This is a genomic window from Cuneatibacter sp. NSJ-177 (assembly GCF_022867805.1).
In the GTDB taxonomy this organism is placed as follows: Bacteria; Bacillota; Clostridia; order Lachnospirales; family Lachnospiraceae; genus Pseudolachnospira.
In genome coordinates this window covers 518335-544505 of record NZ_JALIFO010000006.1, presented here as the reverse complement: position 1 = coordinate 544505, position 26171 = coordinate 518335, and the positions used below count along the sequence as shown (strand labels likewise).

The 26171-nt window shown below is 50.4% G+C and carries 22 protein-coding genes and 1 tRNA gene; 6 read left to right on the top strand and 17 right to left on the bottom strand.

What is annotated here, in order from left to right:
• Positions 1–13: 13 nt before the first annotated feature.
• The 7 genes from MUB23_RS10440 to MUB23_RS10410 all read right to left on the bottom strand — a co-directional run bounded on the left by MUB23_RS10440 (position 14) and on the right by MUB23_RS10410 (position 7814).
• Positions 14–1183: a phosphopentomutase gene (locus tag MUB23_RS10440; RefSeq protein WP_244800425.1), complete on the bottom strand. Its 1170-nt coding sequence runs from the start codon at positions 1181–1183 to the stop codon at positions 14–16.
• Positions 1184–1515: 332 nt separating this feature from the next.
• A complete protein-coding gene (locus MUB23_RS10435; protein WP_244800424.1) occupies positions 1516–2289 on the bottom strand; it encodes a TIGR03915 family putative DNA repair protein in 774 nt (257 codons plus the stop codon).
• Between the two features lie 8 nt (positions 2290–2297).
• Positions 2298–3755 (bottom strand): putative DNA modification/repair radical SAM protein, encoded by a 1458-nt coding sequence (locus MUB23_RS10430; protein WP_244800423.1) that lies wholly within the window; start codon positions 3753–3755, stop codon positions 2298–2300.
• Between the two features lie 84 nt (positions 3756–3839).
• Positions 3840–4664, bottom strand: a complete 825-nt coding sequence (locus MUB23_RS10425; RefSeq protein ID WP_244800422.1) for a hypothetical protein — start codon at positions 4662–4664, stop codon at positions 3840–3842.
• A 130-nt stretch (positions 4665–4794) separates the two neighbouring features.
• Entirely contained in the window at positions 4795–5709 is a 915-nt protein-coding gene (locus MUB23_RS10420; protein ID WP_244800421.1) for a hypothetical protein, read from the bottom strand.
• On the bottom strand, positions 5699–7147 hold the full coding sequence (locus MUB23_RS10415) for a sensor histidine kinase (protein WP_244800420.1): 1449 nt from the start codon (positions 7145–7147) through the stop codon (positions 5699–5701). The genes MUB23_RS10420 and MUB23_RS10415 overlap by 11 nt, the downstream gene beginning before the upstream one ends.
• 16 nt (positions 7148–7163) lie before the next feature.
• Positions 7164–7814, bottom strand: coding sequence for a response regulator transcription factor (locus MUB23_RS10410; protein ID WP_244800419.1), 651 nt, complete (start codon positions 7812–7814; stop codon positions 7164–7166).
• Between the two features lie 304 nt (positions 7815–8118).
• Here MUB23_RS10410 and MUB23_RS10405 point away from each other — a divergent pair, with 304 nt between their 5' ends.
• On the top strand, positions 8119–9609 hold the full coding sequence (locus MUB23_RS10405; RefSeq protein WP_244800418.1) for a phospholipase D-like domain-containing protein: 1491 nt from the start codon (positions 8119–8121) through the stop codon (positions 9607–9609).
• Positions 9610–9750: 141 nt separating this feature from the next.
• Here MUB23_RS10405 and MUB23_RS10400 read toward each other — a convergent pair whose 3' ends face one another.
• The 4 genes from MUB23_RS10400 to ilvN form a co-directional block, all read right to left on the bottom strand.
• Positions 9751–11415, bottom strand: a complete 1665-nt coding sequence (locus MUB23_RS10400; protein ID WP_244800417.1) for a phosphoenolpyruvate carboxykinase (ATP) — start codon at positions 11413–11415, stop codon at positions 9751–9753.
• Positions 11416–11608: 193 nt separating this feature from the next.
• A complete protein-coding gene (gene thrC, locus MUB23_RS10395; protein ID WP_244800416.1) occupies positions 11609–13099 on the bottom strand; it encodes a threonine synthase in 1491 nt (496 codons plus the stop codon).
• Positions 13100–13255: 156 nt separating this feature from the next.
• Positions 13256–14269: a ketol-acid reductoisomerase gene (ilvC, locus tag MUB23_RS10390; RefSeq protein ID WP_244800415.1), complete on the bottom strand. Its 1014-nt coding sequence runs from the start codon at positions 14267–14269 to the stop codon at positions 13256–13258.
• 38 nt (positions 14270–14307) lie between these two features.
• Positions 14308–14799 carry an acetolactate synthase small subunit gene (gene ilvN / locus MUB23_RS10385; RefSeq protein ID WP_244800414.1) on the bottom strand — a complete coding sequence of 164 codons (492 nt, stop codon included), beginning with the start codon at positions 14797–14799 and terminating at the stop codon, positions 14308–14310.
• A 230-nt stretch (positions 14800–15029) separates the two neighbouring features.
• Between ilvN and MUB23_RS10380 the strand changes: the two genes are divergently transcribed.
• Positions 15030–15398 carry a helix-turn-helix domain-containing protein gene (locus MUB23_RS10380; RefSeq protein WP_244800413.1) on the top strand — a complete coding sequence of 123 codons (369 nt, stop codon included), beginning with the start codon at positions 15030–15032 and terminating at the stop codon, positions 15396–15398.
• 1 nt (position 15399) lies between these two features.
• Here MUB23_RS10380 and MUB23_RS10375 read toward each other — a convergent pair whose 3' ends face one another.
• From MUB23_RS10375 to MUB23_RS10365, 3 genes are all read right to left on the bottom strand, one after another.
• The gene (locus MUB23_RS10375; RefSeq protein ID WP_244800412.1) at positions 15400–15873 is read right to left on the bottom strand and encodes an acyl-CoA thioesterase; all 474 of its coding nucleotides are present in this window, start codon (positions 15871–15873) and stop codon (positions 15400–15402) included.
• Complete coding sequence (locus MUB23_RS10370; protein ID WP_244800411.1) at positions 15870–17045, bottom strand: CapA family protein; 1176 nt, start codon at positions 17043–17045, stop codon at positions 15870–15872. The genes MUB23_RS10375 and MUB23_RS10370 overlap by 4 nt, the downstream gene beginning before the upstream one ends.
• Before the next feature lie 75 nt (positions 17046–17120).
• Entirely contained in the window at positions 17121–18872 is a 1752-nt protein-coding gene (locus MUB23_RS10365) for a TaqI-like C-terminal specificity domain-containing protein (protein ID WP_244800410.1), read from the bottom strand.
• Positions 18873–19007: 135 nt separating this feature from the next.
• On the opposite strand from MUB23_RS10365, the gene MUB23_RS10360 reads away from it, so the two are divergent.
• The 3 genes from MUB23_RS10360 (at position 19008) to MUB23_RS10350 (ending at position 20070) form a co-directional block, all read left to right on the top strand.
• Positions 19008–19080, top strand: a tRNA-Val gene (locus MUB23_RS10360).
• Between the two features lie 240 nt (positions 19081–19320).
• Entirely contained in the window at positions 19321–19521 is a 201-nt protein-coding gene (locus MUB23_RS10355; RefSeq protein ID WP_244800409.1) for a DUF6774 domain-containing protein, read from the top strand.
• A 222-nt stretch (positions 19522–19743) separates the two neighbouring features.
• Positions 19744–20070 carry a BlaI/MecI/CopY family transcriptional regulator gene (locus MUB23_RS10350; protein WP_244800408.1) on the top strand — a complete coding sequence of 109 codons (327 nt, stop codon included), beginning with the start codon at positions 19744–19746 and terminating at the stop codon, positions 20068–20070.
• A gap of 152 nt (positions 20071–20222) precedes the next feature.
• Here the strand turns inward: MUB23_RS10350 and MUB23_RS10345 are convergent, their stop codons facing one another.
• Together MUB23_RS10345 and MUB23_RS10340 are read right to left on the bottom strand one after the other, a co-directional pair.
• Positions 20223–21707 (bottom strand): L-fucose/L-arabinose isomerase family protein, encoded by a 1485-nt coding sequence (locus MUB23_RS10345; protein WP_244800407.1) that lies wholly within the window; start codon positions 21705–21707, stop codon positions 20223–20225.
• A 24-nt stretch (positions 21708–21731) separates the two neighbouring features.
• Positions 21732–23990: a beta-L-arabinofuranosidase domain-containing protein gene (locus MUB23_RS10340; protein ID WP_244800406.1), complete on the bottom strand. Its 2259-nt coding sequence runs from the start codon at positions 23988–23990 to the stop codon at positions 21732–21734.
• Between the two features lie 100 nt (positions 23991–24090).
• On the opposite strand from MUB23_RS10340, the gene MUB23_RS10335 reads away from it, so the two are divergent.
• Positions 24091–24741, top strand: a complete 651-nt coding sequence (locus tag MUB23_RS10335; protein ID WP_244800405.1) for a YesL family protein — start codon at positions 24091–24093, stop codon at positions 24739–24741.
• Here the strand turns inward: MUB23_RS10335 and MUB23_RS10330 are convergent.
• Positions 24738–26165 (bottom strand): DUF4340 domain-containing protein, encoded by a 1428-nt coding sequence (locus MUB23_RS10330; protein ID WP_244800404.1) that lies wholly within the window; start codon positions 26163–26165, stop codon positions 24738–24740. The genes MUB23_RS10335 and MUB23_RS10330 overlap by 4 nt on opposite strands.
• Between the last annotated feature and the right edge of the window lie 6 nt (positions 26166–26171).

Here is a 26171-nt window from a genome sequence, read left to right as displayed (position 1 = left end):
TCCAGTCTCCTTCCTAGTTCTTTTGGATCTGTTGATAAAAACTGACGCCCGCTGTCTCTCCGGGCACGTGAAGATAATCGAGGACGGTCGCGCCAATATCAGCGAACGTACTCCTGGTTCCTAAGTTCACACCTGCTTTTAAAGGAGCCCCCGCCATCACGATGGGAATGTATTCCCTGGAATGGTCGGTGGACTTTGTCGAGGGATCGCAGCCATGGTCGGCCGTAATCAAAAGCAGATCCTCTTCCCTCAATTTCGCAAGCAGCTCCGGGAGCCGGCTGTCAAAATACGTCAGGGCAGCCGCATAGCCGTCCACATCGTTCCGATGGCCGTACAGCATATCAAAATCCACCAGATTGGTAAAACACAGCCCCTCGAAATCCCGGTCCATGTAAGTAAGAGTTTTCTCTATTCCTTCCTGATTTCCACCGGTAAAAACAAATTCGCTGATGCCCCGCCCGGCAAAGATATCCCGGATCTTTCCCACTGCAAGCACGGTTTTTCCGTCCTCGCGGATCCAGTCCAACATCGTGTTCTCCGGCGGTTCCAAAGAAAAATCATGCCTCCGGGACGTCCGGGTAAAATGTCCCGGCTCTCCCTCGAAAGGTCTGGCAATCACGCGGCCCACCGCCCAAGGCCCCTGACAGATCTTCCGCGCCATGCGGCAGTATTCATACAAGGTCTCCACCGGCACCACGGATTCATGGGCTGCAATCTGGAGCACGCTGTCCGCGGAGGTATAGACAATTAAATCCCCCGTCTTCACATGTTCTTCGCCATAATCTTGTATGACAGCCGTACCGGAATAGGGACGGTTACAGAGGATCCCTCTTCCCGTAGCTTCCGACAATTTGTTCAGCAGTTCTTCCGGGAAGCCGTCCGGAAATGTCGGCATCGGCTTTTTCGATACGATTCCGGAAATCTCCCAATGGCCGGTGGTGGTATCCTTGCCCTTGGAAGCCTCGGCGCACCGCCCGAAGACTCCCTCCGGATTTTCGACCGCGGGGCCAACAGTCACTCCGTCGATGGAAAAAAGTCCGAGTTTCGCCATATTCGGCATGGCAAAGCCTTTTCCCCGCGACACTGCGGCCAACGTATTGCTTCCCTTATCCCCGAAATCGGCAGCATCCGGCATTTCTCCTACGCCGAAGCTGTCCAGTACAATCAAAAAGACACGTTTCATGTTTTCACATCCTTCCATGAATCCTTTTTCTTATGCCAATGAAGTTGGCGTCACAATCCTGTTTCAATTTTATTGGACCAGCCAGAGCCCAGTCCGCAGCGCTCAAAGCGAGATTCCGCTTCGCTCCTTCTCGCTTGGGGACTGTCTCCCCATTTTTTTCATAGCTATAAAAAATAGTTTAACATAAAAGAAGTCGTCTTGCAAATGGTTCTAGGTATAACAAAATATGCAAAACTTTTTTGGTTTTTTGCGATATAATCCTAAGAGTCTTCGTGGTTGAATTGGTTGGATCGCTTTTTATCAAGAGATCATGACCAAATAGGAGACACCTTCTAGTCCTCCAAAAATTCGGTCATATACTCCCGGTAGCGCAGAGGCATCATGTTCCGCTGCAGTTTCGGATTCTTCCGTTCTTCAATGGCGATCGCCTGGTAAAAGGTCTTCCAAAGATCCCGGTAGCCGTCGGATTTGGCGGCCATCAACGCCTCCGCCGCCTCCGGTTTGAGGCTGGTCAGATACCACTCTCTTCCGGCCGGGTGGACGCCTGCCGATGCCCGTCCGGTATCCAGAATCAGAAAATTTTCCTTCGGGAGCCGATCGGCAAAGTGCGGCATAACTAAAGAAAGGACATTGTTTTTTGGGCGGATCCGGCCAAAAAGCACATGTCCCTCCCGTTCGTCAAACCGGAGAAACTCTTTAAAAAAATGAGACTCGTTCCCCACCGCTCGGTTCAGTTCCATCAGACGGTAGACGGCAGGCTCCGCCAACATTTTCAGAGCCTTGGGCCCATAGTAAAAACCACCGATCAAAAAACGATAGATATCATCCGCCCTGCTCTCATGCTCGGAAAGCGCCGCCCGATATACCATCGACCAGGCTTCCTCCCCGATCTTCCTTCGGATCGAGCGCATCACCTTCTCCGCTTTCTCCGGATCCTGCTTTACCGGAACATAGGTAGCGAAAAGCTCCATCGTATCTTCTTTTTCCATCTCTATTTTAACCCTGGAATGGCCCTTTCGGGATGCCCAGGCATCGTAAACCGCCGTCAGTATGGATTCCAGTTCCTCTCCGCAGACATAGATGGTCTTTTCCCACTCGTTTTCCATGTTTCCTCCTAGAGCTGGCCGCTTAGGCTCTTCCAAACATCATCTGGCCCCGGCGATGGATTTTCCACATGGAAATCCTCAAACAGGGACATCTGACGGAATGCGCCGGCATTGGCGATCCGCTGGTTTTTAACCCGGTCCTCTGCGGTCAGCGCCCTGGTCAGAAAGTCCTCCTCAATCGGCGTATTTCCCATCATCTTTCCGCCGCAGGTAATAAAATAAGAAGCCCGCTTTAAGACAACGCCGAACTTTTTCAAATCTGGGAAATCCAGCTTCGCGCTTCTCCTCGCCTGTAAAATCCGTTTGGCTGACTTGACCCCGATCCCCGGCACCCGCAGAAGTGTCATGTAATCGGCCCGGTTCACCTCCACCGGAAACAGTTCCAGATGGCGCAGCGCCCAATCGCATTTCGGATCCAGAGCTTCATTAAAATAGGGCTTTTCTTCCGTCAAAAGCTCCCCTGCCTCAAAGCCGTAAAACCGGAGCAGCCAATCCGCCTGATAGAGGCGGTGCTCCCTTAGAAGCGGAGGCCTTGTCCCAAGCGCGGGCAAGAAAGAATCGTCATTGATCGCCGTGTAGGCGGAAAAGAAAACGCGCTTCAACTCAAATCTGTGATAAAGCGCCTCGGTGACCGAAAGGATTTGATGATCTGTCTCCGGCGTGGCCCCGATAATCATCTGCGTGCTCTGCCCGGCCGGGACAAATTTCGACTTTTCTTCATAGCGGAGCATACCCTTCGGAGCAGGCAGGCCGGCCTTTTTCTTCACCTTGGCCGGAGCCCCTCCGGATTCCGGCGTTCCGGGAAGAAAGATCTTTTTTTCCTGTTTCTGATCCTCCAGCTTCAGCCGGTTATCGTGGATGCCGTGCTGGATCTGTCTCATCGGCGTCAGGATCTTCTCCCTGGTCTTTCCCGGCGCCAGCTTCCGCAATCCGTCCCCGGTGGGAAGCTCCAAGTTGATGCTCATCCGGTCCGCCAGATGGCCGACCCGCTCGATCAGGGCCGGATCGGCTCCTGGGATCGCTTTGACATGGATATACCCCCAAAACCGGTGCACTTCCCGAAGCTGCCACAAGGTCTGGTAAATCTGTTCCATCGTGTAGTCCGGCGTGCGCAGAATTCCGGAACTTAAAAACAGTCCCTCAATGTAATTCCGCCGGTAAAACTCCATGGTCAGAGTACAGATCTCTTCCGGCGTAAAAGAAGTGCGGACCGTATCATTAGAGATGCGGTTGACACAGTATTTGCAGTCGTAAATACATTCATTGGTCAGGAGAATTTTCAGCAGCGAAACGCAGCGGCCGTCCGCCGCAAAGCTGTGGCAGATGCCGCAGGAAACCGCGCTTCCCATCGCATCCTTCCGCCCTTTTCGGTCCACGCCGCTGGACGTGCAGGCCACATCATATTTGGCGGCGTCCGCCAGAATCTCTAATTTTTGTTGCAACGATAAATTCTCCTGTATCAGCATACCCTTCACCCGTACATGTGTTCTGTTTCTATTCTAACATATCGAACACTAGATTGCAAGGGCATCCAACAATTTTCCACTGGCTCACTCCTTTGGGCTCAGGAATATTTTAAACCCTGCCGAATCATCCTGTGCCACAACCACAATTTTCTCATGATCCGAATTTTCTATCCAAGAAGCATAGTACTGCTCATAAACTTGGAAATCCTCCGGCTGCTCCCAAAAATCCGGCTCAGGAAATCGCTGCTCCGGCTTTTTCAGTGATTTCGCCAGGCTATCCGGAAACCTATTTTCCACGCCGGTATCCGTATCGTACTGCATGTAAGATGCGACAATCTCCATCCCATTCGCCAGTAAAAATGTTTCTTCTATTATTTTTCCCACGTAAATCGCCAATATGATATTTGTCTCCGGATCACAGACCAGCCGTATCTGAGTGCTGTCCATAGATTCCATCTGAGTAAAATTGATAACAGCCTCCACCGTTTGAAAACAATATTTTTCCAACACGGAATCCTGATACTCGTATACCCGAATCTTGGCATCCGGATAAAAATACCAATTTCCCGTCTGCCTCAAGTAATAATATAAGTTTTCTGTTACCTCTCCCAGCAGGACTGCCGTATTTTTAATCTGAGTATTCTCCATCCCCTCCACGTTATCTGTCACATCACCATTAGACACGTAGGACCAAAAATTCTGCTCCGTCACCAATTTTCTTTCACTCTTCCAGATGTGATGGGTCATCAACAGCTTTCGGTAAAGATTCAGATCGCCGGTATAAGCTGCCATCTGCCTGCTGTAATATTCCTTATCCGCCTCCAAAATGGAGCCCAGTTGTTTCGCCTCCCAGACATGGAGCACATTGCCGGGCAAAATCAGACAAACGGCCAAAAATGCAGCGGCCAATCCATAGACCAGCGCCTCTTTTCCCCTGCCTATCCTGATCTTTATTTTCCGTTTTCTCCCTATGTTTTCCGCCCCCTCTCTGCCGGTCCCCCGCCGTTTCCTCCTACCGGTCTGAACGGATTAAAAAACGCTATGCTGCGGTTTCCTTTTTGTCCAGACTGTAAAAGAAAGTAAGGCCCTCCGTATCATTCTGGATCACTAAGTAAATCCATTCTGTGGATGTGCTTTCCCGCCGGAGTTTATAATTCTGACTGTAAATCGTAAAATCCGCCGAGCGCTCCCATCCCATCGGCTCAGGAAACCAGTCCTCTTCCAAAACATCCACACCGGTCCAATCGATATCATCTTGAAAAACCATCCTTTTTATCGCCGGGATCCAGTCTGCCATCCACCCGCTCTCTTCCATCTCCAAAGACAGCTGCATCGCCAGAATATCGCCATTTTCCAGATCTATCAGACAGCGGATATTTCCCTTCCGGTCCGCCGCATTGGAAGCCTCCGCTTCATTCGAAACACCCCCCGGATAAGGAACCTCCGCAGCCGTTGACATCCACATCGTCACGTTCAAATCCGCCACGGAAAAACGGTATTTCCCCAGCTCCGTATCCTGATATTCATAGATCTTCACCGCACCGTCCGTGTCGCGGATTTCCACCCCCGATTGGATCAGGACGTCCTGAATCTGCATGATCGTTTCGTTTAAGACAGCCCCTGCCTGCGTTTGGTTGAGCGAATCCATCGGGATATTTGAGTCATCCACAAATTCATACTTCAGGTAAGTTCCCTCCGTGACAAAACGCTTCTCACTTTTCCATACCCCCTGCATCAGTAAAAGTTTCCGGTACAGATTGAGTTCTCCGGTATAAGCCGCCATCTCCCTGCTGTAATATTCTGTATCCGCCTCCCTGACGGCGCCCAGCCGTTCCTGATCCCATGCCTGCAATAGATTTTCCGGAAGAATCAGACAGGCCGCCAGTACCAGGGCAGTCAAACCAAGGGCAGCGATTGTCCGGCCTGCCGCCCCCCTTTTGGCCTCACTCCTCATAGATATCCGCCTCCCTCCGGAAGCAAACATTCATCACGGTTCCCTTGCCGACCTCGCTTTCAATGGTTAGTTTTGCCCCATGTTTTTCTAAGATCTTCGCCGCCAGGGACAGGCCAAGTCCCGCGCCTCCCGCATCCCTGGACCGCGATTTATCCACCATATAAAACGCCTCGGTAATCCGGCTGGCCTCTTCCGGCGGAATTCCGATTCCAAAATCCACAACCTGGAGCGTCACTTCCTCCTCCGCAGCCATTCCGACAAACACGATCTTCCCTCCCTTCGGGGAAGCCTTCCTCGCATTGTCCAGCATATTGATAAATACGGTCTTCAAAAGTGTGGCGTCCCCCCGGATGTAGGCGGGAACCGGCCGGACCACCAACTGTTTTTCATCGCCGGTGATCAAAGGCTCCACGCTCTCCCTTATGGAATCCATCAAGTCCGGCATATAGACCGCCTTCAGCTCCAGGCCTTCCCGGTCCAGCAAGATCAAATCAAACAGCTTCATGGACATGGCTTCTAAGCGCAGCCCTTCTTTAAAAATGTAGTTGGCGGCAATGGCCCGCTCTTCCTCACTGAGGTTTTGGGAGGAGAGCATCTCTGCATAACCGATCACAGAAGTCAGAGGCGTTTTTAGTTCGTGGGTAAAATTCGCCACAAAATCTTCCTTCCGCCGGTTTTCATCCTCCAGCTCCTGGACATGCTCCTGAACCGTATCCGCCATCCGGTTAAAATCCCGGCCCAGACGTCCGATTTCATCCTCCGTGCGCACCCGCACGCGGCTCCCGTAGTTCCCCTCCGCGATATCTTCCGCTTTTGCGCTGAGCCGCACGATGGGCCTCATCAGCCAGCCGGAAATCAAATAGATCAAAAGCCCGCACACGGTCAACGCCGTCAAGGTCATGACCTGATAATATTTTACTTGCTGGTCCCGCTCGGAGAAAATTTCTGTGATATCTTTTCGGTTCACCACATAATACTGCTTTTCATCCAGCACCATCATACCGGCGGCGGCGACGATCCGGCTGTCCCCCTCCGGATAGATGACGTACTGCTTTTTCCCCTCCGTCAGGTTTTCGCTCACTTGATTCAGCCAACCGGAATCTTCTTCCAGAAGAGCCTGCAGTTCTCCTTCGTAGAGCAATTGTTTGTTTTGATCCAAAATCTGAAACCACGCCCCGGTCCCCTGGAGCGTATCTTTTACCGTCTGTCCCACCGTCCGCCACTGATCGGCTCCGCCGGTAAATTCATCGCGCAGAATCCGGTTGATGACCTCTGCTTCCACGGACGCCTGGATCATCTGGTTTTCATCCATGGCCCCGGTGATTTCCCGGTTCAGGCGCGCCTGATAGCTGCGGTTCAACAAAAGGGTTCCGCTGATGGCAAAGGCCGCGGCAATCAAAATCAGATTGACCAGAAGTATTTTCGTACGAAACTTCAAGGAAACCTCCTATCGCTCAGTCCAGCCGGTAGCCGATCCGGTAGACCGTCTTCAACCGCTCTCCCAGCTGTAATTTTTTTCTCAGACGCTGAATATGCAGGTCCAGGGTGCGGCTGTCCCCATCCAAATCCGTCTCCCAGATGATCTGAAAGATCCGGCTCCGGAACAAGGCTACCCCGCGGTTGCGCACCAGCAGGACAAATAGATCAAACTCTTTGGGCGTCAAGGCAATCTCGCCCTCAGGCCCGGTCACTTTTCTGGAGTCCAGGTCAATCTCATAGTCGTCGTAGCTCAGGTGAGAATCCACCTTGTGGAAACGCCGGAGCACCACTTCCATGCGGGCCAGCAGCTCCGCCATGGCAAAGGGCTTCACAATATAGTCTTCCGCGCCTGCCAAAAGTCCTTTGACCCGGTCGTCCACCGTATTTTTCGCAGTCAGGAAGATGACCGGAATCCCCACCGGCCGGATATATTCCAAGAGCTCATAGCCATTGACTTTCGGCAGCATGATATCCAGCAGCGCCAGATCGTATGTATGGTTTTCCAGCAGATTGGCGGCGGCCAGGCCGTCCGCTGCTTCCGTGCAGTCATACCCTGCCTTCGTCAGGCTCATGACCAAAAGCTCCCGGATCGGTTTCTCATCTTCCACAATCAACACTTCCAGCATCGCATTTCCTCCCCGTTTTCCTGCGCTGCGGCCGCTGAAAATTCCCCTTTTTCACCCCGGATAATTGAGATCCAGGAACGGCCCCCGCTATATTACCCGTCCATTTTTATTTTATCTTCCAATTGTATCCATTTTGTAACAAAACGTCTGACAACATTAGCATACCGGATTCTGCACCGCTTGTCAAACCCGGAGAAATCTTCCTGGAAGTTACCGGTTCTTTGTGATATAATGTCGAATACATACATATACATGTGAGAAAATGGTAAATGCGAACGCCGGAAGCGTTCTGCAAGGAGAAGTCATGACACAGACGAAGAAAAAGAAGACAAAGAAACGGAAGAAAAACAAAGAGCACCCTTTCTGGACTCTCAAAAAAATAATCCTGACCGTCGTTTTGCTGTTTCTCTGCTATATCATCGTAGGAATGTGCCTCCCATTTTGGCTGCACCCGGAGGTGAATCCATTCTACGTAAGCAACTTTGCCGCGGAGGATTTTTATGGGGACGGGAATTCCGTGGACCGGGCCGCTATTCTGGAGACCAGCGAGCAAGCGCTCGACGAGAGAATCCGCCTGATTTCCAGGGCGAAAAATTCCTTGATTTTAACCACCTTTGATATGCGCCAGGGCAGCAGCATGGACGACCTGGCCGCGGTCATTCTGGAAGCCGCCGACCGGGGCGTTTCGGTGCGAATTTTGGTGGACGGCATCAGCGGCAGGCTCCGCATGGAAGGAAATCAGCCGTTCGATTTGCTGGCGGCCCATCCGAACATTGAAATCCGGCTCTATAACCGCCCGAATCTCCTGATGCCCTGGACTTATCACGGCCGGATGCACGATAAGTATGTGATTGCCGACGACATCGGCTATATCCTGGGTGGGAGAAATACCTTCGACTACTTCCTCGGTGATTATCCCACCGACGGAAAAAGCCTGGACCGGGAAGTTCTTATCTATAACACCGCCCACGGAAAAGAAAACTCCACGGAGAGCTCTCTGAATCAGGTCAAAGACTATTTTGAGAAAATATGGGCTTCGGAAGACTGCGCGGAATTTACCTCGCGGGACCCGGAGCAGAAAAAAGAAGATTCACAGCGGGAAGGCCGGCTGCTTGCGGAACATCTGTCTGCAATGAAAGAGAAATGGCCTCATCTGTTCACGGAAGACAGTCATTTTGAAGATTCTACCCTGCCGGCTCATAAAGTCACCCTGATTTCCGGGGACACCGGAATCGGCGGCAAATCCCCTCTGGTCTGGTACCAGATACAAAAACTGATGGAGAACGCCAAGGACCGGGTGATTTTTCAGACGCCTTATGCAGTCTGTTCTTCTGAAATGCTGGACGGACTGCGCCGCCTTGCCGGCGGGAACGCCGACTGCAAATTGCTCCTGAACGCCAGGGAAAACGGGGACAATGTGGTGGCTTCCTCCGACTATACCTGGAAAAAGAGCAGTATTGTCAAAACTGGCATTCCTGTCTACGAATATGCCGGAGGAACCTCCTCCCACGGAAAATCCGTGCTAATCGACGGCCGGATGACGTTGGTTGGTTCCTATAATCTGGATCTGAGAAGCACCTATGTCGACACGGAATTGATGCTGGCCATCGACAGCGAGGAGCTGAACCAGCAGTTGGAAGGCTATCTGCTTCCCATGGTGGCCGACTCCTGGAAGGTGACGGAGGACGGATACGAAAAGCCGGAACACCTTTCCGTTGAGGAGGCAGGCGTTGGAAAGGAAATCTTCTGGCATGTACTGGGTTTTGTCCTGAAACCGTTCCGTATCCTGCTGTAGGTCCGGTTAAAACCATGGATCTCCTACAGAGCGCAAATAAAAAGTCCCGGCACACGGAAAATTGTGTGCCGGGACTTTTTCTTGCGCTCCGACGCTCATAAGAAACGGACGGAAAGCCCAGACTCCGCAGGAGTCAGATTTTTACACCAAATCGCAGAGAGGCTGAATCACTTCCTCGATGGCTTCCAGCGCCTCGGAGGGAAGCTGATCATAACCTTCCTTTTCCGTATACTTCATGCTGATAAAACGACGGCGGCGTTTCATGCCTTCTTGGAGTTTCTGCAGATACTCCTTATCGTTCATATCCGGCACGAAGCCGTCCCACTCCATGATCTCCAGAGTTTTGAAAGGTCCCCAAGGTTTGAAGTCCGCTTTCTCTTCCACGATATGTTCAATGATCCCCAGGGTATCAGAGGGTTTCACCTTCTTGCCCATAAAGTCCCCGGTATTGATGATGTAGCAGTCAATGCCTCTCTCATCCACCAGGTGCTTAAATTTAATATAGTCATATTTCAGCGGGTAGGTACGGAACGGATTTGCGTAGGGTTCATAAACCAGCGCGTTGATATCAACGCCTTTCAGCAGGTTTTCCGCAGAACTCCGCTTCGTCGCCAGGGTCGCGCCCATGGCGGAGGCTAAAGCGCCGCCTTTTACTTTTAAAATAGGCGGAAGCGTCGGATCCTTCATGATCCAGAAGATCGCATTTACCGGCTCTTCGATCTTGTCCACCCGGTTCGGAGACCAAAGTTTTGACTTAATTGCGCGGCCGTTTCCATTGCGGACGTCCTCGGTCACCAAAACGATCTTGCCGTCCTCATCCTGAGTGGCTCCGCAGTTCTGGACGGTCAGCAGATATTTGCTGGCATCACAGGAAAGCGGGTAATCCGCGGTTTTATCAAAATAGGTCGGCTCCAGTGCGATGGACGAGCCTGTCTCTGAATTAATGACGAAGGAATCATCGTGAAGGATCGTAATATCATATTTATCATTGTGGCGGTTGTGCGTGATCGTGGATTTTCCGGATCCGGACAGTCCGAATACACTGGCCACATATTTCTTTCCGTTCGGCAGATTATACCGCTTCTGCCCGCCGTGGCAGGATACATAGCCGTTCCGGCTGGCAATCGCCCAGGCAATGGTAAGCGTACCTTTCTTAAACTCGCCGAAATACCGCATTCCTAAAATGGATGCGCAGTTCTGCGCCGTGTTGAAATAGGCAAGTCCATTGGGATGCTCGCTGTGCTGCCAGTAGGGATCCGCAAAGATATAAATATCGCCCTCTTTATCGATCGGACGGGACTGCTTGTACATCCGGACATACTCATCGGAACGGTACTGGAAGTTCAGCATCCAGTTATACAGGTTGTTCTCAAATCCTTCCGGGACCAGCAAATGCGCCTTAACCATGAATTCCGGATCCAGTCCAATGTACACCTCGGCGTGATACATTTTCCGAAACCGGCTTTCATAGACGGCTTCCATCAGCTTCTTGTCCAGGTCCGCCGTATCCACACCGGGTTCCCCGGCAATTCTTCTGGCCACGGCCGTCCGTCCTGTCACCGCCCCATCGTTGCAGAGCAACACCTTGGCATCTGTCGGCAAGCCAAAAGTATCACCATGGAAAACCGGCATGTCGGTCACAATCGTGCCCGGTGATTTCTTTGCCAGCTCATAGGCCATCCGAAGGCTCGGAACCTTAACGACGTTATTGCCATAAAAGGCGGTCTCGATGATGGTTCTCGTCTTGCTGAAGTAGGAGCTCTTTGCTCCAATTTCCTCTCTCGCAAAACCTGCTTGTGTAGACATAAAAAGTAACCTCCCAATTTCCTGTTCTCTTTGTACATTCTCCCACGATTCCCGTTGGATGTCAACTTATTCTCCGCTAATTTTTCATACAAATACTAAATTTAAAAAGACTATTTCTAAAGATTATTATAATATTCATGTTAAGTTTGATAAATTTTGAACAAATAAGAGCAGCCGAAAGGCTGCTCTTTTCTTATACTCCTAAAAACGATTGAATCACTTTTATCATCTCGTCTTTTTCGCACACGGTCTTGTGCAGCACCGGCGCTGAGCGGATATCCTCAATGGCCTGGGGGATCTTCGTGCCCGACAGGCGGGACAGCTCGTCGATCAGCGCAAAATCCTCTTCTTTCTGATATTTTGGATCAATGGCCGACATGACGCTGCGCGTAAATTTATAGGGGCTTGCCGTGGAGGCAATGACGGTCTTCGTGATATCTCCGGTTTCTTTCCGGTAAGTTTTCGCCACATGAGCGGCCACCGCCGTATGAGTGTCCATGATATATCCCGTCTTCTCATAGACCTCCCGGATCGTTTCCGCCGTCCCGGCTTCATCGGTATAGTTTCCGTAGAAGTCTTTTAACTGTCCCCGCATCTCCTCCGGAAGCGTGTAGACGCCCTCCGCACCCAGCTGTTTCATAAAGGCCGCGTTCTGCTCCGCACTCTCCCCGGCCACTTTATAAATCAGGCGCTCCAGGTTGCTGGAAATCAGAATATCCATGGAAGGAGAACTGGTAAGGATGAAATCCCGGTTCCGGTCATAGGTACCGGTGCGGAAGAAGTCAAACAATACCTTATTTTCATTGGAAGCGCAGATCAGCTTTTCGATCGGAACTCCCATAGACTTGGCATAGTAAGCCGCCAAGATATTGCCAAAATTCCCGGTCGGAACCACCACGTTCATCGGCTCCCCGTCGGCAATCTCTCCGCGGTCCAAAAGCTGCGCGTAGGCATAGGCATAGTAAGCCACCTGCGGCACCAGGCGTCCGATATTGATGGAATTGGCCGATGAAAACTGGAATCCGGCCGCGTCCAGTTCCTTTTCCAGCTCACGGTCGTTAAAAATAGCCTTTACGCCGTTTTGAGCATCGTCAAAGTTGCCGTGAATCCCAACCACAAAGGTATTGTCCCCCCGCTGGGTGACCATCTGCTTTTCTTGAATCGGGCTGACGCCGTCCTTCGGATAAAAGACAATGATTTTGGTGCCCTCCACACCGGCAAAACCCGCCAGGGCAGCTTTTCCCGTATCGCCGGAGGTAGCGGTCAGAATGACAATCTCATTCTTCACCCCATTCTTTTTTGCAGACACCGTCATCAGGTGGGGCAAAATCGAAAGAGCCATGTCCTTGAATGCAATCGTAGCGCCGTGAAACAGCTCCAAATAATAGCAGTCTTCCACCGGAACCAGCGGAGCAATCTTTTCCGTATCGAATTTACTGTCGTAAGCGCGGGCAATGCAGGACTTCAGTTCCTCCTCTGTAAAATCAGTCAGGAACTGTTTCATCACCGCATAGGCCACCTCCTGATAAGGTTTCCCTGCCAGCTCTTTCATCGGCACATCCAGCTTCGGCACCGTCTCCGGAACGTACAGGCCGCCGTCTTTCGCCAATCCCTGGAGGATCGCCTGGCTCGCGGTCACCGGAGCGCTGTCACTTCTCGTGCTCTTGTAAAATACCTGATTCATTTGAATCCCTTTCTTTCCATCATCGTTATGAAACCCATCGAACCAAGCCCGCCAGGGCACAGGTGAATGCTTTGTTTCATGAACAGGGAAAACGAGCTGCTGTCTCAAGGACTTGTAGCACAGCAGCCCGTCCCAATCATTTTATTGATCCGTCAATCAATTATCAATCAGCTTCTTGCCTTCTTCGTTCCAGCTGTACAGCTTACGCAGCTGCTCGCCGACCTTCTCTGCCGGATGCTCTGCCTGCTGCTTGCGCATCGCGTTGAAGTGCGGACTGCCGATCTGGTTCTCCAGCAGCCAGTCTTTCGCAAAGGTACCGTCCTGGATATCGGACAGGATCTGCTTCATGGCTTTCTTGGTCTCGTCGGTCACGATCTTTGGTCCGGTGATGTAATCGCCGTACTCAGCCGTGTTGGAGATCGAATAGCGCATTCCGGCGAAACCGCTCTGGAAGATCAGATCCACGATCAGCTTCATCTCATGAATGCACTCAAAATATGCGTTTTCCGGAGCATAGCCGGCTTCCACCAGCGTCTCAAATCCGGCTTTCATCAGCGCACAAACACCGCCGCAAAGTACCGCCTGCTCACCGAACAGATCCGTCTCGGTCTCCACGCGGAAGGTGGTCTCCAGAACACCGGCTCTAGCTCCGCCCAAAGCGCCTGCATAAGCCAACGCCATGTCTTTGGCCTTTCCAGTGAAATCCTGATGAACGGCCACCAGGCAGGGAGTTCCTCTTCCGATCTGATACTCGCTTCTCACCGTGTGGCCTGGAGCCTTCGGCGCGATCATCGTCACGTCCACATTCTTCGGAGGCACGATCTGTCCAAAATGAATGGCAAAGCCGTGGGCAAACATCAGCATGTTGCCCTCTTCCAGGTTGGGCTCGATGGACTCTTTGTAGAGCGCTGCCTGCTTTTCATCATTGATCAGAATCATGATGATATCAGCCATCTTAGCCGCCTCTGCCGCCGTATATACTTTGAGGCCCTGCGCCTCAGCTTTTGCCCAGGATCTGCTGCCTTCATACAGTCCTACGATTACATCGCAGCCGGACTCTTTCAGGTTCAGCGCGTGCGCATGACCCTGGCTGCCGTAACCGATAATGGCAATTTTCTTGCCTTCCAGTAAGGACAGATTGCAGTCTTCCTGATAATAAATCTTTGCCATAGTGTTACCTCCATATAATATGTAAAAAATTTTGTAGCTTACGCATCTTTCATGCCTCTGGCCAGTCCCGTAATTCCGGTCCTCGCCACCTGAAGCAGCTTAAATTTTTCCAGCAGACGCAGGAAAGCGTCGATTTTGTTCTGATTCCCGGTCATCTCCACGATCAAGGAACTCTCCGCCACATCGACAATCTTCGCGCGGAAAATGTCGGCAATCGCTAACACCTGCTGTCTCTCCTCCGGTCCCACCTGAACCTTCACAAGAATCAGTTCCCGGCAGACCGACGCATCCGGCTGCAATTCCTCTACATCCACCACATCCACCAGTTTTTTCACCTGTTTTTGGAGCTGCTCCAGCGCATCCTCCTCACCGGTGGAGATAATCGTCATACGGGAAAAGGCCGGATTCTGGGTTTCCCCCACCGTCAAGCTGTCGATATTATATCCCCGGCGGCTGAAAAGCCCGGCGACTCTGCTCAGAACACCCGACGAATTCTCCACCAGCACCGACAACACAATTTTCTTCTCCATCACTGCCTCCTCCATCCCCTTTAACGGATTAACGTATTTCATTTTATCACGTCTTTTCTGATATGTCTACCATGTTTTTTTAATGTGATCCATTGATTTTTCATTATTTCCCATTGATTTTTTATATGATCGCCCGAAAAAAATCACTTTTTTTCATTTTTCCTCTTTTCTTTTTTCTACAATTATCGTATAATAAATACACTACATTTTTAAATCGAGGTGATCCAGCCATGTTCCTCGGCGATAATCTGAAAGATGCAAGAAAAAGAAGTGGATACACTCTGGAAAAAGCTGCTCAGCTGACCCATATCCACAAAACAACCCTTCACCGCTATGAGAAAGGGGAAATCCACAACATCCCCTTAAACAAGCTGCTCCATTTGGCCAGTATCTACGGCACCAGTCTCTGTCTGCTTCTCGGCTTTTCCGAACCGGAACCGGCTTTAAGAGGATTTTCCGCCAGAATCCTGGCCTACGCCGAGCGCAGCTACCTGCCCAGTGAAGACAAGGTATTGACCAAATACCGGCGTCTGGACAACCACAGCAAACACTTGATCAATCTCATGATGGATCTGGAATACGTTCATCGGAATACCTAAATCAGTAGCACTCTTTCCTCCGCTCGATGCGGAGCCGCTTTCTGCGCTCCGCCCCTTCCCACTCGGCCTTTTGGACCTCCGTCTCCAAGATCAGTCCCGGAACTTCAATCGGATTTCCCTCCCGGTCGATGGCGACTTCCACCAAGTAGGCCCGATTGATGACCCGGCGGGTGCCGTCCAGATCTTCCACATAGGTATCCACCCGGATTTCCATGGAAGAGCGGCCCACATGGGTAATCCGTCCTACCAGAACCACAACCTGCTCGCAGTAGGCAGGTCCTTTAAATTGCAAATTATCCACGGCAGCCGTGGTGATCAGGCTGTTAGCGTGGCGTCTCGCCACGATTCCGGCCACCTCGTCGATCCACATCATCAGCTGGCCGCCGAACAGACGTCCATAATGGTTCAAATGTCCGGGCGTCAGCAGATACTGCTGCTCCGTGATGGAATCCTCCACCCGTTTTGCTGGTTTCATCCTTCTCCCTCCGTCACAATTCCGTTTTCATCGATGGAAACTCCCCCGAAAGAAATCTCCGTCATCTCACGAATCATCCGGCTTTTCTCCGATTCCTCGGTGATCAGCTTGGTATAGCAATCCGACTGCAGGCACGGTAAAAATTTCATCTGCGCCTCCATGGTCTCGGGGTCAATGGCAAACTCCAGCACGCAGGTTTCCCGGTCCTTGCTGTTGAACCAAAAATTTCCCAGGCTGTATAAAATCGGTTTTCCGTTATAATACTCAAAGCCTTGCAGCACATGGGGATGATTCCCCACCACCGCATCGGCGCCAGCGTCAATATAGGCCTTTGCCAAATCTTTCTGATCCGCATCAATCTCCGTGGTCATCTCCGTGCCCCAGTGGACATAGACAAACACGAAATCACTGTTTGCCTTGGCCTCCCGGATTGTATCCACACAGTCTGCCGGATCAATGGTGCTGAACACTCCGGCGGAATCCGCCGTGGCAGCCTTTGTCATCCCATATTCCCGGTCTCCGACTTTCTCCACCGCCGTGGCGGCCACCACCGAAATGGTTCTGCCCTGCAGCGTAAAATAGGCGGGCTTTCTGGCTTCCTCCAAATTCTTCCCGGCCCCCACCGTCACAATCCCGGCGTTTTGAAGGGTGGACACCGTGTCCAGCAAAGCGTCCTCTCCCCAGTCGTAGGCGTGATTATTGGCAAGGCCCGCAATATCCACGCCCAGGGTGTTGAGAACGGAAACCCGTTCCGGCCCGGCGCGGAATGTCCAGTCTTTCCCCTCGGTGGGCGTGCCGCGGTCGCTGTAGGTAAACTCATTGTTCAGCATAAAGAGATCCGCGTCGGACATTAGTTTTAGGAGATCGTCGGAAAAGCATTCCCGGATGTCCCCCCGTCTGTCCAGCGCTTCGGTGATTGCAAACCCTTCCGCCAGACAAAAATCCCCCGCAAAGCGGACGGTGACCGGCTCCCCGGTCCTCTCTCCCCCCGAAGCTCCCGGAAGGGAGATCTCCTGGCTGACCCGGAACGTCTCTGCTTCCATGGTCTCTATCACTTCTTCTGTAATTCCGGTATTTGATTCTGCTGCGCTTGCGCCGCTTTCCTGACTGCACGCAGTCAACAGCAAAGACATCGCGGCGATGAAAGTGACCCAACTTTTTTTTGCTCCCATTTTCATTCCCCCGTTTATCTGTTGTTTGGTTCATTATACTACACTTTTTTTCCGGAGACAAGCGGTCCCGGACGCTCAGCCCTTTTCCAGGGAAAGGCATTGGTGAATATAGCTGCGGTCTTCTTCCCTTACACCCATACAGGCATAGACAAAGCGGTCCGCCTCTTCGATCAATTCTTCCGCGCGGGGCCCTCCCCGGCAAATCCCGCGGCAGATCCCTTCGGCCGTCTCGTTTTCCTGCCTGTTTAAAAGAGGAAGCGGAAGTTTTTTCAGATTCCCCTGCAAAATCTTGATCTCACCGAACAGCCGCCGGTATAAATACCGGTAAAGCTCTGAATTCAAAAAAACAAGCAAAGCTTCCGCCGACATTCCCGGAACTTTCGGGATCAAAAGATTCGCGCTGTTTAAAAGCAGGCTGCCGGATGTGTCGTGGGCAAAAACCAGACTGCTGGAAATGAATTTGTAGACCAGCTTCTCCGGAGAACGGTACAGCTCTTCTCTTGCCGACTGCTGTAAATTTTCCTTTTTATAGCAGATAAACTTGACCGGAGGCAGCAGGCGGTACGGTTGAATTTCCTTTCCCGTATAGACCGGCTCCAGCCCCTCCCCTGGCCGGTCGGAAAGCAATTCTTTGTTGTGCCCAGTCACCAGGCCCAGTCCCCACAAACTTTCCTCCAGGGAAACCTGGCCGCGCGCGAGGACTTCCGTGAGAATCCTCCGGTCCCGGTCCCGCCATAAACGGTAAACAAAATTCTCGTCCATCCGCAGGAACTCACACGGCACAAAGTAAGTTTCATCCGGCCGGACAATCCGGACTTCTCTTTTAGGCGCTTCCTTTTTTACCGAAAAAAACACAGCCCTTGTAGAGACCCGGGCAAACCGCTCCGGACAAAAAGCAATCTCCTCTAAACAAGTCTGCTCCAGCAAAAAACGCCGGATATCCCGGTGCAGCTTCACGTTCAGGACAGATTCCGGCAGAAGAAACCTCAGTTCCCCTCCCTCCGAGAGGAGGTGAAAAGCCCGGACCAGGAAAAGGGAAAAGCTTTCCCCCGATATAATTTCCGGCACTTCCGCGTGTTCCTCCGCGGCGGATCCCCAGGGCGGGTTGGTCACAATATAGTCAAACGGACCGGTCCATTTTTTTCGGAGTCTCACAGGGGGATTCAAAAAATCCAGGCAGAACAACTGGGGTTCAAAATCGTCCTCCGGAAAATGCAGATAAAAATTAAAACCGGCGATCATCACAGCGGTCGGATCGATATCAAAGCCAAAGAGCTGCTCCGGCGCCCCTGCTTTTGCGCCCAAAAGAAAGGCTCCGCTTCCGCAGCAGGGATCCAACAGCTTTTTTCCATCGGAAAGATCCAGGGAGGCGGTCATGCGCTCCACCAAAGACGGCGGCGTATAGTAGGCCCCCTGCCGGTTCTTTTCCCCTTCTCTCCTCAGGCACTGATAAAAAAGGCCCAGGAAGTCCTCCTCGCCCTTTGGCAGAGGGCATTTTTTCAGGAAAGGAACCTGGGGGCGCCTTTCCTTTTTCAAAAAGCGCTTTAACTTCGGCCTCTCCTCTCTTTTCTCCCAGAGTCCAGCTTCTTTTAGCAGGCGGATTCCTACCGTATATAACGCATCCTTTATCTCACACCCGCCCGCCACCGTCATTTCGGCCAAACGCTGAACCAGCTCCCGGTTTTCTTTGCAGGTCAGCATTTCCTCCGGCAGAATATATCGTTTGGACAGGGATTTATTCGCTCTCGCCGTCAGCCGCCCTTCCGGAATATCCCCATACAGACGTTTCCAGTTTTTTTTGGTTGCTTCTGAAATCCACTTTTCCACCTGCCGTCCCTACTCCTCTGCTTTTGCGGCTAGTATAACATGAAATCGTTTCTTTGAACAGAAAAAACATTTTCCGAAAAAAAATGAAATTTCCACTTGCTTTTTTCTGCTTTTTCCGGTAGAATAGTCTGCGATGGAGACATAGCTCAGCTGGGAGAGCATTTGCTTGACGTGTAAAGGGTCGCAGGTTCGAGTCCTGTTGTCTCCATTCTTTTTATTCATTGCAGTGTGATGTAAAATTCCCCGGAGGCGGCGGTTTCAGCCATCTTCCGGGGGATTTTTCTTGATCCAATTTTTCTTTCGTCCTGCGGCACGCCCCTCCCCTCTTCTGCAAAGGAAAAACTGGTCCTCCCCTTCTCCGGTTTTCCAGAATTTATTATCTGCCAAATGATTGTTCCCACTTTGCTTTTATCGCATATTCTAATACAAAACCATTGGGGAATCATCCATGAATTGTTCCGATCTCTATGTTCTCTCTACGATTGCGTGTCAACTATCTAATTGCCTGACAGACGAAGAACTTGCCGTCCTCTCCGCAGACCTGACAACCCTTGCCGACATGCTTGCGAGTATCCTGGCCCATCGTGCTGTCTGCGAGGTCCATGCCAATATTACTGCCTTAACGCAAGACGGCTGCTCCGATCAATAACCCCTTAGATAGGCAATCCCAACTTCCCAAGCCAAATCCATTTTGGCCCGGCAGACCGGCGCGCTCCTTTCGCACTGCCTGAAACTGGACACGCTTCCCAAGATCCTACTTTTTCATTTCTTATGCTGCCGCCTCTTTTTTATGTGTATTAATTCCATTATTTACCAACTCTATTTCTATGTAGATTATAGTATAATGTTAGAAAACAGGAGGGGAATTAAAATGGAATTAACCAAGTGTGAAAGTCAAGTAATGATGATTATATGGTCTACCGATTATGATATGGCTTTGCCGGAAATTATGGATCTGGTAAACCATCGGTATCAAAAGAGCTGGAAACCGCAGACTGTGTCAACCTTTCTGACCCGCCTGGTAAAAAAGAAGGCTTTGAATATGTATCGCCAAGGCCGCAGCTTTTTATACCATCCGTTGGTCAGCCGGGAGGAAGCTTTTAAAGATCTTCTTACCGAACTGATTGAAATTTGGTGTGAGAAAGATCCTCAGATCTTCCAGAAAGATATTGCAAATTTTTTTGCCCCTGGTGAATAACCGGGAGGCAGACGGTAGACAAAGTCCCGCACAACGAGAGGGCTTGGTATCTATATAGGAATCGAAAAATCCATTTTTTATGCGGATTTTTCGATTCCTTTTTAATAAGGAAAATATTCTGTCCATATTTTCGAGCGGTTAAGCGTCTTCCGTTATTTCCAAGGATTCTCCGTGGGATATCTGACGCCTGCCGGCTGGTTGTATCCAATTTCATCCGAAGGAATCCCCAGGTATTTGAATATTTCGTAAAGAGCTTTTCCATAGCTGCCAAATGCAATCGCCCCATGGTGCGGATAATTTTTTTCGATCAGCACATGGCGGTAAAATCTTCCCATTTCCGGAATGGCAAATATGCCAGTTGAGCCGAAAGAACGCGAGGCCACCGGAAGCACCTCCCCTTGGGCAATGTACCCGCGAAGAATATTATCCGCCGTGCTCTGCAGACGGAACAAGGTGATGCCGCCCGGCATAATATCGCCCTCCAATGTTCCCTGCGTCACTTCCTCCGGCAGATTTCTGGCCATAATCATCTGATATTTCATAGAACAGGACGACAGCTTCCGGGAAGGTGTGTTGCCGCAGTGAAAGGCCATAAAGACATCCGTGTAAGAGTAAGGAAATTTTCCTTTTATTTCTTCCTCGTACATATCCTTCGGAACCGTGTTATTAATGTCCAGCAGCGTTACTGCGTCCAGGCTGACACAGGCCCCTATATATTCGCTGAGGGCGCCGTAGACGTCCACCTCGCAGGATACGGGAATCCCTCTGCCGGTCAGGCGGCTGTTCACATAGCAGGGAACAAAACCAAATTGCGTTTGGAAGGCTGGCCAGCATTTTCCGGCGATCGCCACCGATTCCCTGCTACCCTTATGCTCTTCGATCCAATCCTGCAGGGTCAGTTCATACTGGGCCAGCTTCGGCAGGATTTCCGGCTTGCCATTTCCGCTCCCCAGCTCTTCTCCCATCTCTTTTACAAGATCAGGGATCCGCGGATCTCCGGCATGACGGTGAAACGCCTCAAACAAATCCAGTTCCGAATTTTCCTCTATCTCGATCCCCAGCCGGCAAAGCGCCTGAATCGGAGCGTTGCAGGCGAAAAAGTTCGACGGCCGCGGCCCGAAGGTGATCAGCTTCAGCTGAGATAAGCCAACCAGCGCCCTGGCGATCGGAAGAAACTCGTGAATCATACAGGCGCACTCATCCGCATCCCCCACCGGATATTCTGGAATATAAGCCCGCACGCCTCTCAGTTTCAGATTGTAGCTGGCATTCAACATCCCGCAATAAGCGTCTCCGCGCCCCTGACACAGATTTCCGCCGCTTTCCTCCGCCGCAGCCAAAAACATTACCGGGCCGTCAAATTCCTGAGCCAGCATGGTTTCTGAAATCTCCGGCCCAAAATTTCCCAAATATACGGCCAACGCCTGGCAGCCTTCCCGTTTTACATCCTCCAACGCTTCCCGCATCTGAATCTCGCTTTCCACAATGCAGACCGGACATTCATAAATTTCATTTGCGGCATAGCGTTCCCGATAAGCCTTTACCAAAGCTGCTCTACGGGATACCGACAGGCTCTCTGGAAAACAGTCGCGGCTGACTGCAACAATCCCAATTTTTACATCTGGTATATTTTTCATCTCTCTCCTCCTGATTTATAATGATTAATCGGTTCTCTTTTTAAAATATACATGGTACGCTTCCGTATCCACCATTGCAAAAGGCAGATACCGAATCCCGTCCGCCTCAAAAAGAAGCCTTCCCTCCGCCGGCTTCAGATCAGAAAGTTTCGGGACTGTCCGAAACTCCTTTTCCTCCGACAATGCTGCAAGGATATACGGGCCATATGCGATATTTACAAAGCTGCTGTCGGAATGGTTCCCGATCAGGCGAAGCTCCATCGGCATATGAATGACAATCTCATCTCCGGCGCGGCGCAGGCCCGGAACTGTAAAATATTCCTTCTCCAGCTCCGCAGCCTTCACTTTTGCCCCATTTACCCAAACCGCAAAGTTTTTCCGCGCCCACTCCGGAATGTGAAGTTTTAGCCTCCGGCTCATATCTTTCCGGCAGAAAATTTTGATTTTGTCTTCCTCGGCATTTCGTATCTCAAGGTTTTCCTCTCCGGACAATTCAGAATCAATGAAAAGATTAATATATACGAAATCTTCACTGTAGGCGTAAATATGTTCCATGTAACGAAAGCGGCTTTCCATCCCGGTTCCATGGCAACATGTATTCTCCTCCGTAGAATACATTTTGGATCCACCGGCTTCTAACGGCATAAAATATGTCGTCCCGCCATCGCAGGCATGACTTGACGATGTCAGGATGTGATTACGAAGTGTATTATCGTAATAATCCATCATATCTCCATCTGCAGTATATGCAAAAAGCTGTCCTGTTAGGCGGAGCATATTGTAGCTTGCGCAGCTTTCCGCCGCTCTTTCCGTCAAATAAGAACACGTGGTGCCTGCACGATGAAACATCTCTGTTTCTCCCAAGCCGCCTATGCAGTAGATGTGTCCGCCCGTGACGATTTCCCAAAAGTGTTTTCCTATTTTCCAATATCGCTCCTCCCCTGTCGTGCGAAACAGCTCCATTGCACCAATGACCTGCGGGATATGCTGGTTCGCATGTATATCCTCCAGCGTATCGCAATTTTCTTCCATCGGAATAAAAAGTTTCTCATTATCGAACAGTCTTGCAGCCTCCAAATGACGGACGGATTTTGTCAGGCGGTACACCTTTACCATGGTGCCAATCATCCCTCCATATTCTCCCGCAATATACATGGACCACATTTGATCCAATGTTTTTTTGGAAAGGCGTGACAAACGTTCAAATACCCAGTCGGCCATTAATGTCAGAATTTCTTTTGCCTTTTCTATCCCTGCAATTTCATAGCAGTCGCAGAGTCCCGACATGATTTTATCGAGTGTATAATAAGGCGCCCATATTTCCGGATATTTTACAAACTGTTCCAGCAGGTCAAACTGTTCTTCCGAGTATGCGCTCAAAAAACCCCGGTGACAGTTTCCGGATTCCGCGAATGCCTCCTGGCACTTTTGCAATTCATCTACCAGATAGACCAGTTTTCTAAAAAGCCGGTCATCCTTAGAAACTCCCCACGCGAGCGCAAGGCCTGACAGGTAATGGCCTGTCGTATGGCCTCTCAACTTGCATTTCTCATCGTCCCATCCTGTCATCGGCGGTGCGCCTAGTGTATCGAGACCGGCTGCTTTTCGGAAATTATAAAGCATCTGGTCATCGTCACAATTCAGCAGATAGGTAAGCATATCCTGCTGATATTCATAATACAGAGTCCCGTCAAGCAATTTTACGTCCGTAATGGGATAATATCGCAGTTTCTCACATGGAACATTGATTTCCGGTTTCCTTTCGCCATAATGGATGATCGCTCTGGCCCTCTTTTCACCTTCCATAATGCTTCCGGCCACGCAAACCGTTCCTTCATAAGACAATGGCTCATATAAATCCCAGGCGACCGGCAGAGTCATTCTGCGTCCGTCTGCACAATCTACAATGACCACCGAAGGAAGCTCCGCCCTTTCATACGGCTTTGCGTATACATTGACGTCCCGAACCGAAACAATCTTTGTCTCTTTTGCTTCCTGAAGCACGGTAACAAGAAATTCTTTTTCCATTTCTGCATCTTCATAGGCAGCAGTCACCTTTAACGTAACATTCCGATTCCCCATTCCATGCAGGGGCCGGTGCACCTTTCCGGTTTCATCGATGAATCGGCTCTCATTGGTACTCCAGCAGAAACTGGAACCATATTTACCGGTTTTGGGAAGAATCAGATCGTTGTCTACGGTGTTCAGATTTCCGATATAAATCGCCGCCAGGTCTTTTAGAATGATTTCCCGCGCCGCCAATGTGCTCTTGATTTCGCTCATTATTTTCCTCTCTTTCTATGCCATTTCCCCTCATACTTGACACGGAACGCCAGTTGTATTATAGTAAAATAAAGTCATACAACTGAAGGGGGAATCTCATATGAATCAGATTTTTAGTCTTGAAGGGCCGATATTTAAACTTTTAAACAAGTTTTGCGATATGCTATTCGTCAGTCTTTTATGGCTAGCGTTCAGCCTTCCTGTAATAACCATCGGCGCTTCGTCCTGCGCGCTTTATCATACGACACATAAAGTGATTTGCCAAAACGAGGGATATGTATTCTCCACATTTTGGAAATCCTTTCGCGTGAATTTAAAGCAAGGCATTTTTTTGACGCTCTTATGTATTCCCGCCGCTGTTTTCGGAGTGGTATGTTACCTCTTCGCAAATAGCCTTCCAAAGGGCAATCTGCTCGCTTACTTCTATTTTGCCATCGCTATCTTGGATCTTCTCCTCCTTTTCATCATTGCAACCTATGCCTTCCCTGTTTTATCCAGGTTTTACATGACGACCAAAGACGTCTTGAAAAACTCAGTGGCCCTTGCGGTTACGCGCCCAGGCTTCACATTGCTTTTAATCATCATATTTTTCATCTGCGCGGTCGCATTTTTTCTTATCCCGGTGTCCGGCTTTCTGCTGCCCGCCTGCTTTGCCGCCTCTTCCGAACGGCTCTTAGAGCCTGCGTTTAAAAAAGCCCTCGATGCAAAAGCTACGGCCGAAAAAGAAACCTCCGCGGACGCCGAAACTTAATATCTGGCTTCGATTTTTTCCCCGGCTGACAGCTTTTCCAGATTAAAAAGGATTTTCTCCAGACCGGAGGAAGAAAGCCGGTAGCCTCTTTCCTCTCCGTTTAGAGCCGCGTAAAGCCTCCTTGTGGATTCTTCATAATATATTACATGGTCGCTTGCAGTTCCCTGCACGTAGGTATAAATAATTTCCGCTCTTTTTTTCATTCTGTCCGTATCGGGCAAATCGGAAAATAATATCTCGTCCGCCGTTTGGCTGATCATCATATAATATAGGTTGCGGATACTGTCCGAATCCACCTTCTTTCCATTGCAAAAAACTTCCTCGTTTTCTTCTCCCATATGATTCAGGATAATCTCGTAGGTATTTTCAGCCGCCTTCACTGTCAGCTTTGACAGCGAACGAATTGCCGGTGACAGGATTGCACCGCTGAGCAATTTTTTTTCGTCGGCATCCAGCCATTCAAGCTCTGCGGACGTACATTGATAGATAACCGGAATACTGTCCCTTGTGATATATACCAAGCCGTTTTCATCTGGCTTAGAGGCCGAAAGCGTAAACGTCCTCTCCGCATTTTTATTTTCCGAGCCTGAAACGAGATAGGTGACCTCTGCTTTCACGTATGGCGTCCGCAGCCCGTATTCCTCCAGTTCTTTTTCACCTGGATAGAGTTCCACCGCCTTCCATGCGGTGATATCAAACAGCGAAGGGAGGAAATTTTCAGAAAGATCGTCTCTGGCCGGATATTCCAACGGAGAAGTAAGCTGATAAGAATTCACCAAGTAGCCTGCTATTTTAGAACTATCCGCCAGTTCTATCACGATTGTTTCTCCTTCCGTTCTCGTCAGCGATATCTTTTGGACCAGAATGGAAGCCTGGGAATCCTGATATGCCGGGCTTACCTCATCAGAAACAAAATCATTCCGGCCGAAAAAGAAGGGGGAAAGCGCTGCTTCTGTTGCGACGTATACCTTCTCCTTCCAGAGGATATACCGGCTTTCTGCGTTCGTATCCGGAACCTTATGTCCGATCAGCAATGTTTCCTCACCGGCTTCCTCAAACACAAATTCCACTTCCGCCTCCGGAAACTCCAGTCCAAAATCCGAAAGCCTTCCTTCACCATTTGGAATCTCTTTTTCTGCCTGAATAAACGCGGTTTTTTCCGTCACTTCCCGGATTGCCTTATCTTTTATCGGAATTTCTTCGAGTCCTTCTATTTTCACTTTCCCGTCTTCCCACGCCGCCGCATACCCACCCTGCGCATTTTTCACATTTACGGAAAGGATTGTTTGAGTTTCAGCTACCAGCCTTAGATCATCCGGCGGCTCCTTTTCATCCCTCTCGGACTCCGGGATGAGAAAAAGCGCTCCGGAAAACAGGCAAAGGAAAAGGCAAATCACTCCAAGCGCCAGCCATTGCTTCTTCATATCCGT

Excerpts from the sequence above, each read along its gene's own strand:
- MUB23_RS10355 (WP_244800409.1), top strand. The coding sequence starts at position 19,321 with ATGAATTGTTCCGATCTCTATGTTCTCTCTACGATTGCGTGTCAACTA.
- MUB23_RS10430 (WP_244800423.1), bottom strand. The coding sequence starts at position 3,755 with ATGCTGATACAGGAGAATTTATCGTTGCAACAAAAATTAGAGATTCTG.
- MUB23_RS10400 (WP_244800417.1), bottom strand. The coding sequence starts at position 11,415 with ATGTCTACACAAGCAGGTTTTGCGAGAGAGGAAATTGGAGCAAAGAGC.
- MUB23_RS10350 (WP_244800408.1), top strand. The coding sequence starts at position 19,744 with ATGGAATTAACCAAGTGTGAAAGTCAAGTAATGATGATTATATGGTCT.
- MUB23_RS10440 (WP_244800425.1), bottom strand. The coding sequence starts at position 1,183 with ATGAAACGTGTCTTTTTGATTGTACTGGACAGCTTCGGCGTAGGAGAA.
- MUB23_RS10420 (WP_244800421.1), bottom strand. The coding sequence starts at position 5,709 with ATGAGGAGTGAGGCCAAAAGGGGGGCGGCAGGCCGGACAATCGCTGCC.
- MUB23_RS10405 (WP_244800418.1), top strand. The coding sequence starts at position 8,119 with ATGACACAGACGAAGAAAAAGAAGACAAAGAAACGGAAGAAAAACAAA.
- MUB23_RS10380 (WP_244800413.1), top strand. The coding sequence starts at position 15,030 with ATGTTCCTCGGCGATAATCTGAAAGATGCAAGAAAAAGAAGTGGATAC.
- MUB23_RS10335 (WP_244800405.1), top strand. The coding sequence starts at position 24,091 with ATGAATCAGATTTTTAGTCTTGAAGGGCCGATATTTAAACTTTTAAAC.
- thrC (WP_244800416.1), bottom strand. The coding sequence starts at position 13,099 with ATGAATCAGGTATTTTACAAGAGCACGAGAAGTGACAGCGCTCCGGTG.
- MUB23_RS10345 (WP_244800407.1), bottom strand. The coding sequence starts at position 21,707 with ATGAAAAATATACCAGATGTAAAAATTGGGATTGTTGCAGTCAGCCGC.
- MUB23_RS10340 (WP_244800406.1), bottom strand. The coding sequence starts at position 23,990 with ATGAGCGAAATCAAGAGCACATTGGCGGCGCGGGAAATCATTCTAAAA.
- ilvN (WP_244800414.1), bottom strand. The coding sequence starts at position 14,799 with ATGGAGAAGAAAATTGTGTTGTCGGTGCTGGTGGAGAATTCGTCGGGT.
- MUB23_RS10375 (WP_244800412.1), bottom strand. The coding sequence starts at position 15,873 with ATGAAACCAGCAAAACGGGTGGAGGATTCCATCACGGAGCAGCAGTAT.
- ilvC (WP_244800415.1), bottom strand. The coding sequence starts at position 14,269 with ATGGCAAAGATTTATTATCAGGAAGACTGCAATCTGTCCTTACTGGAA.
- MUB23_RS10435 (WP_244800424.1), bottom strand. The coding sequence starts at position 2,289 with ATGGAAAACGAGTGGGAAAAGACCATCTATGTCTGCGGAGAGGAACTG.
- MUB23_RS10330 (WP_244800404.1), bottom strand. The coding sequence starts at position 26,165 with ATGAAGAAGCAATGGCTGGCGCTTGGAGTGATTTGCCTTTTCCTTTGC.
- MUB23_RS10410 (WP_244800419.1), bottom strand. The coding sequence starts at position 7,814 with ATGCTGGAAGTGTTGATTGTGGAAGATGAGAAACCGATCCGGGAGCTT.
- MUB23_RS10370 (WP_244800411.1), bottom strand. The coding sequence starts at position 17,045 with ATGGGAGCAAAAAAAAGTTGGGTCACTTTCATCGCCGCGATGTCTTTG.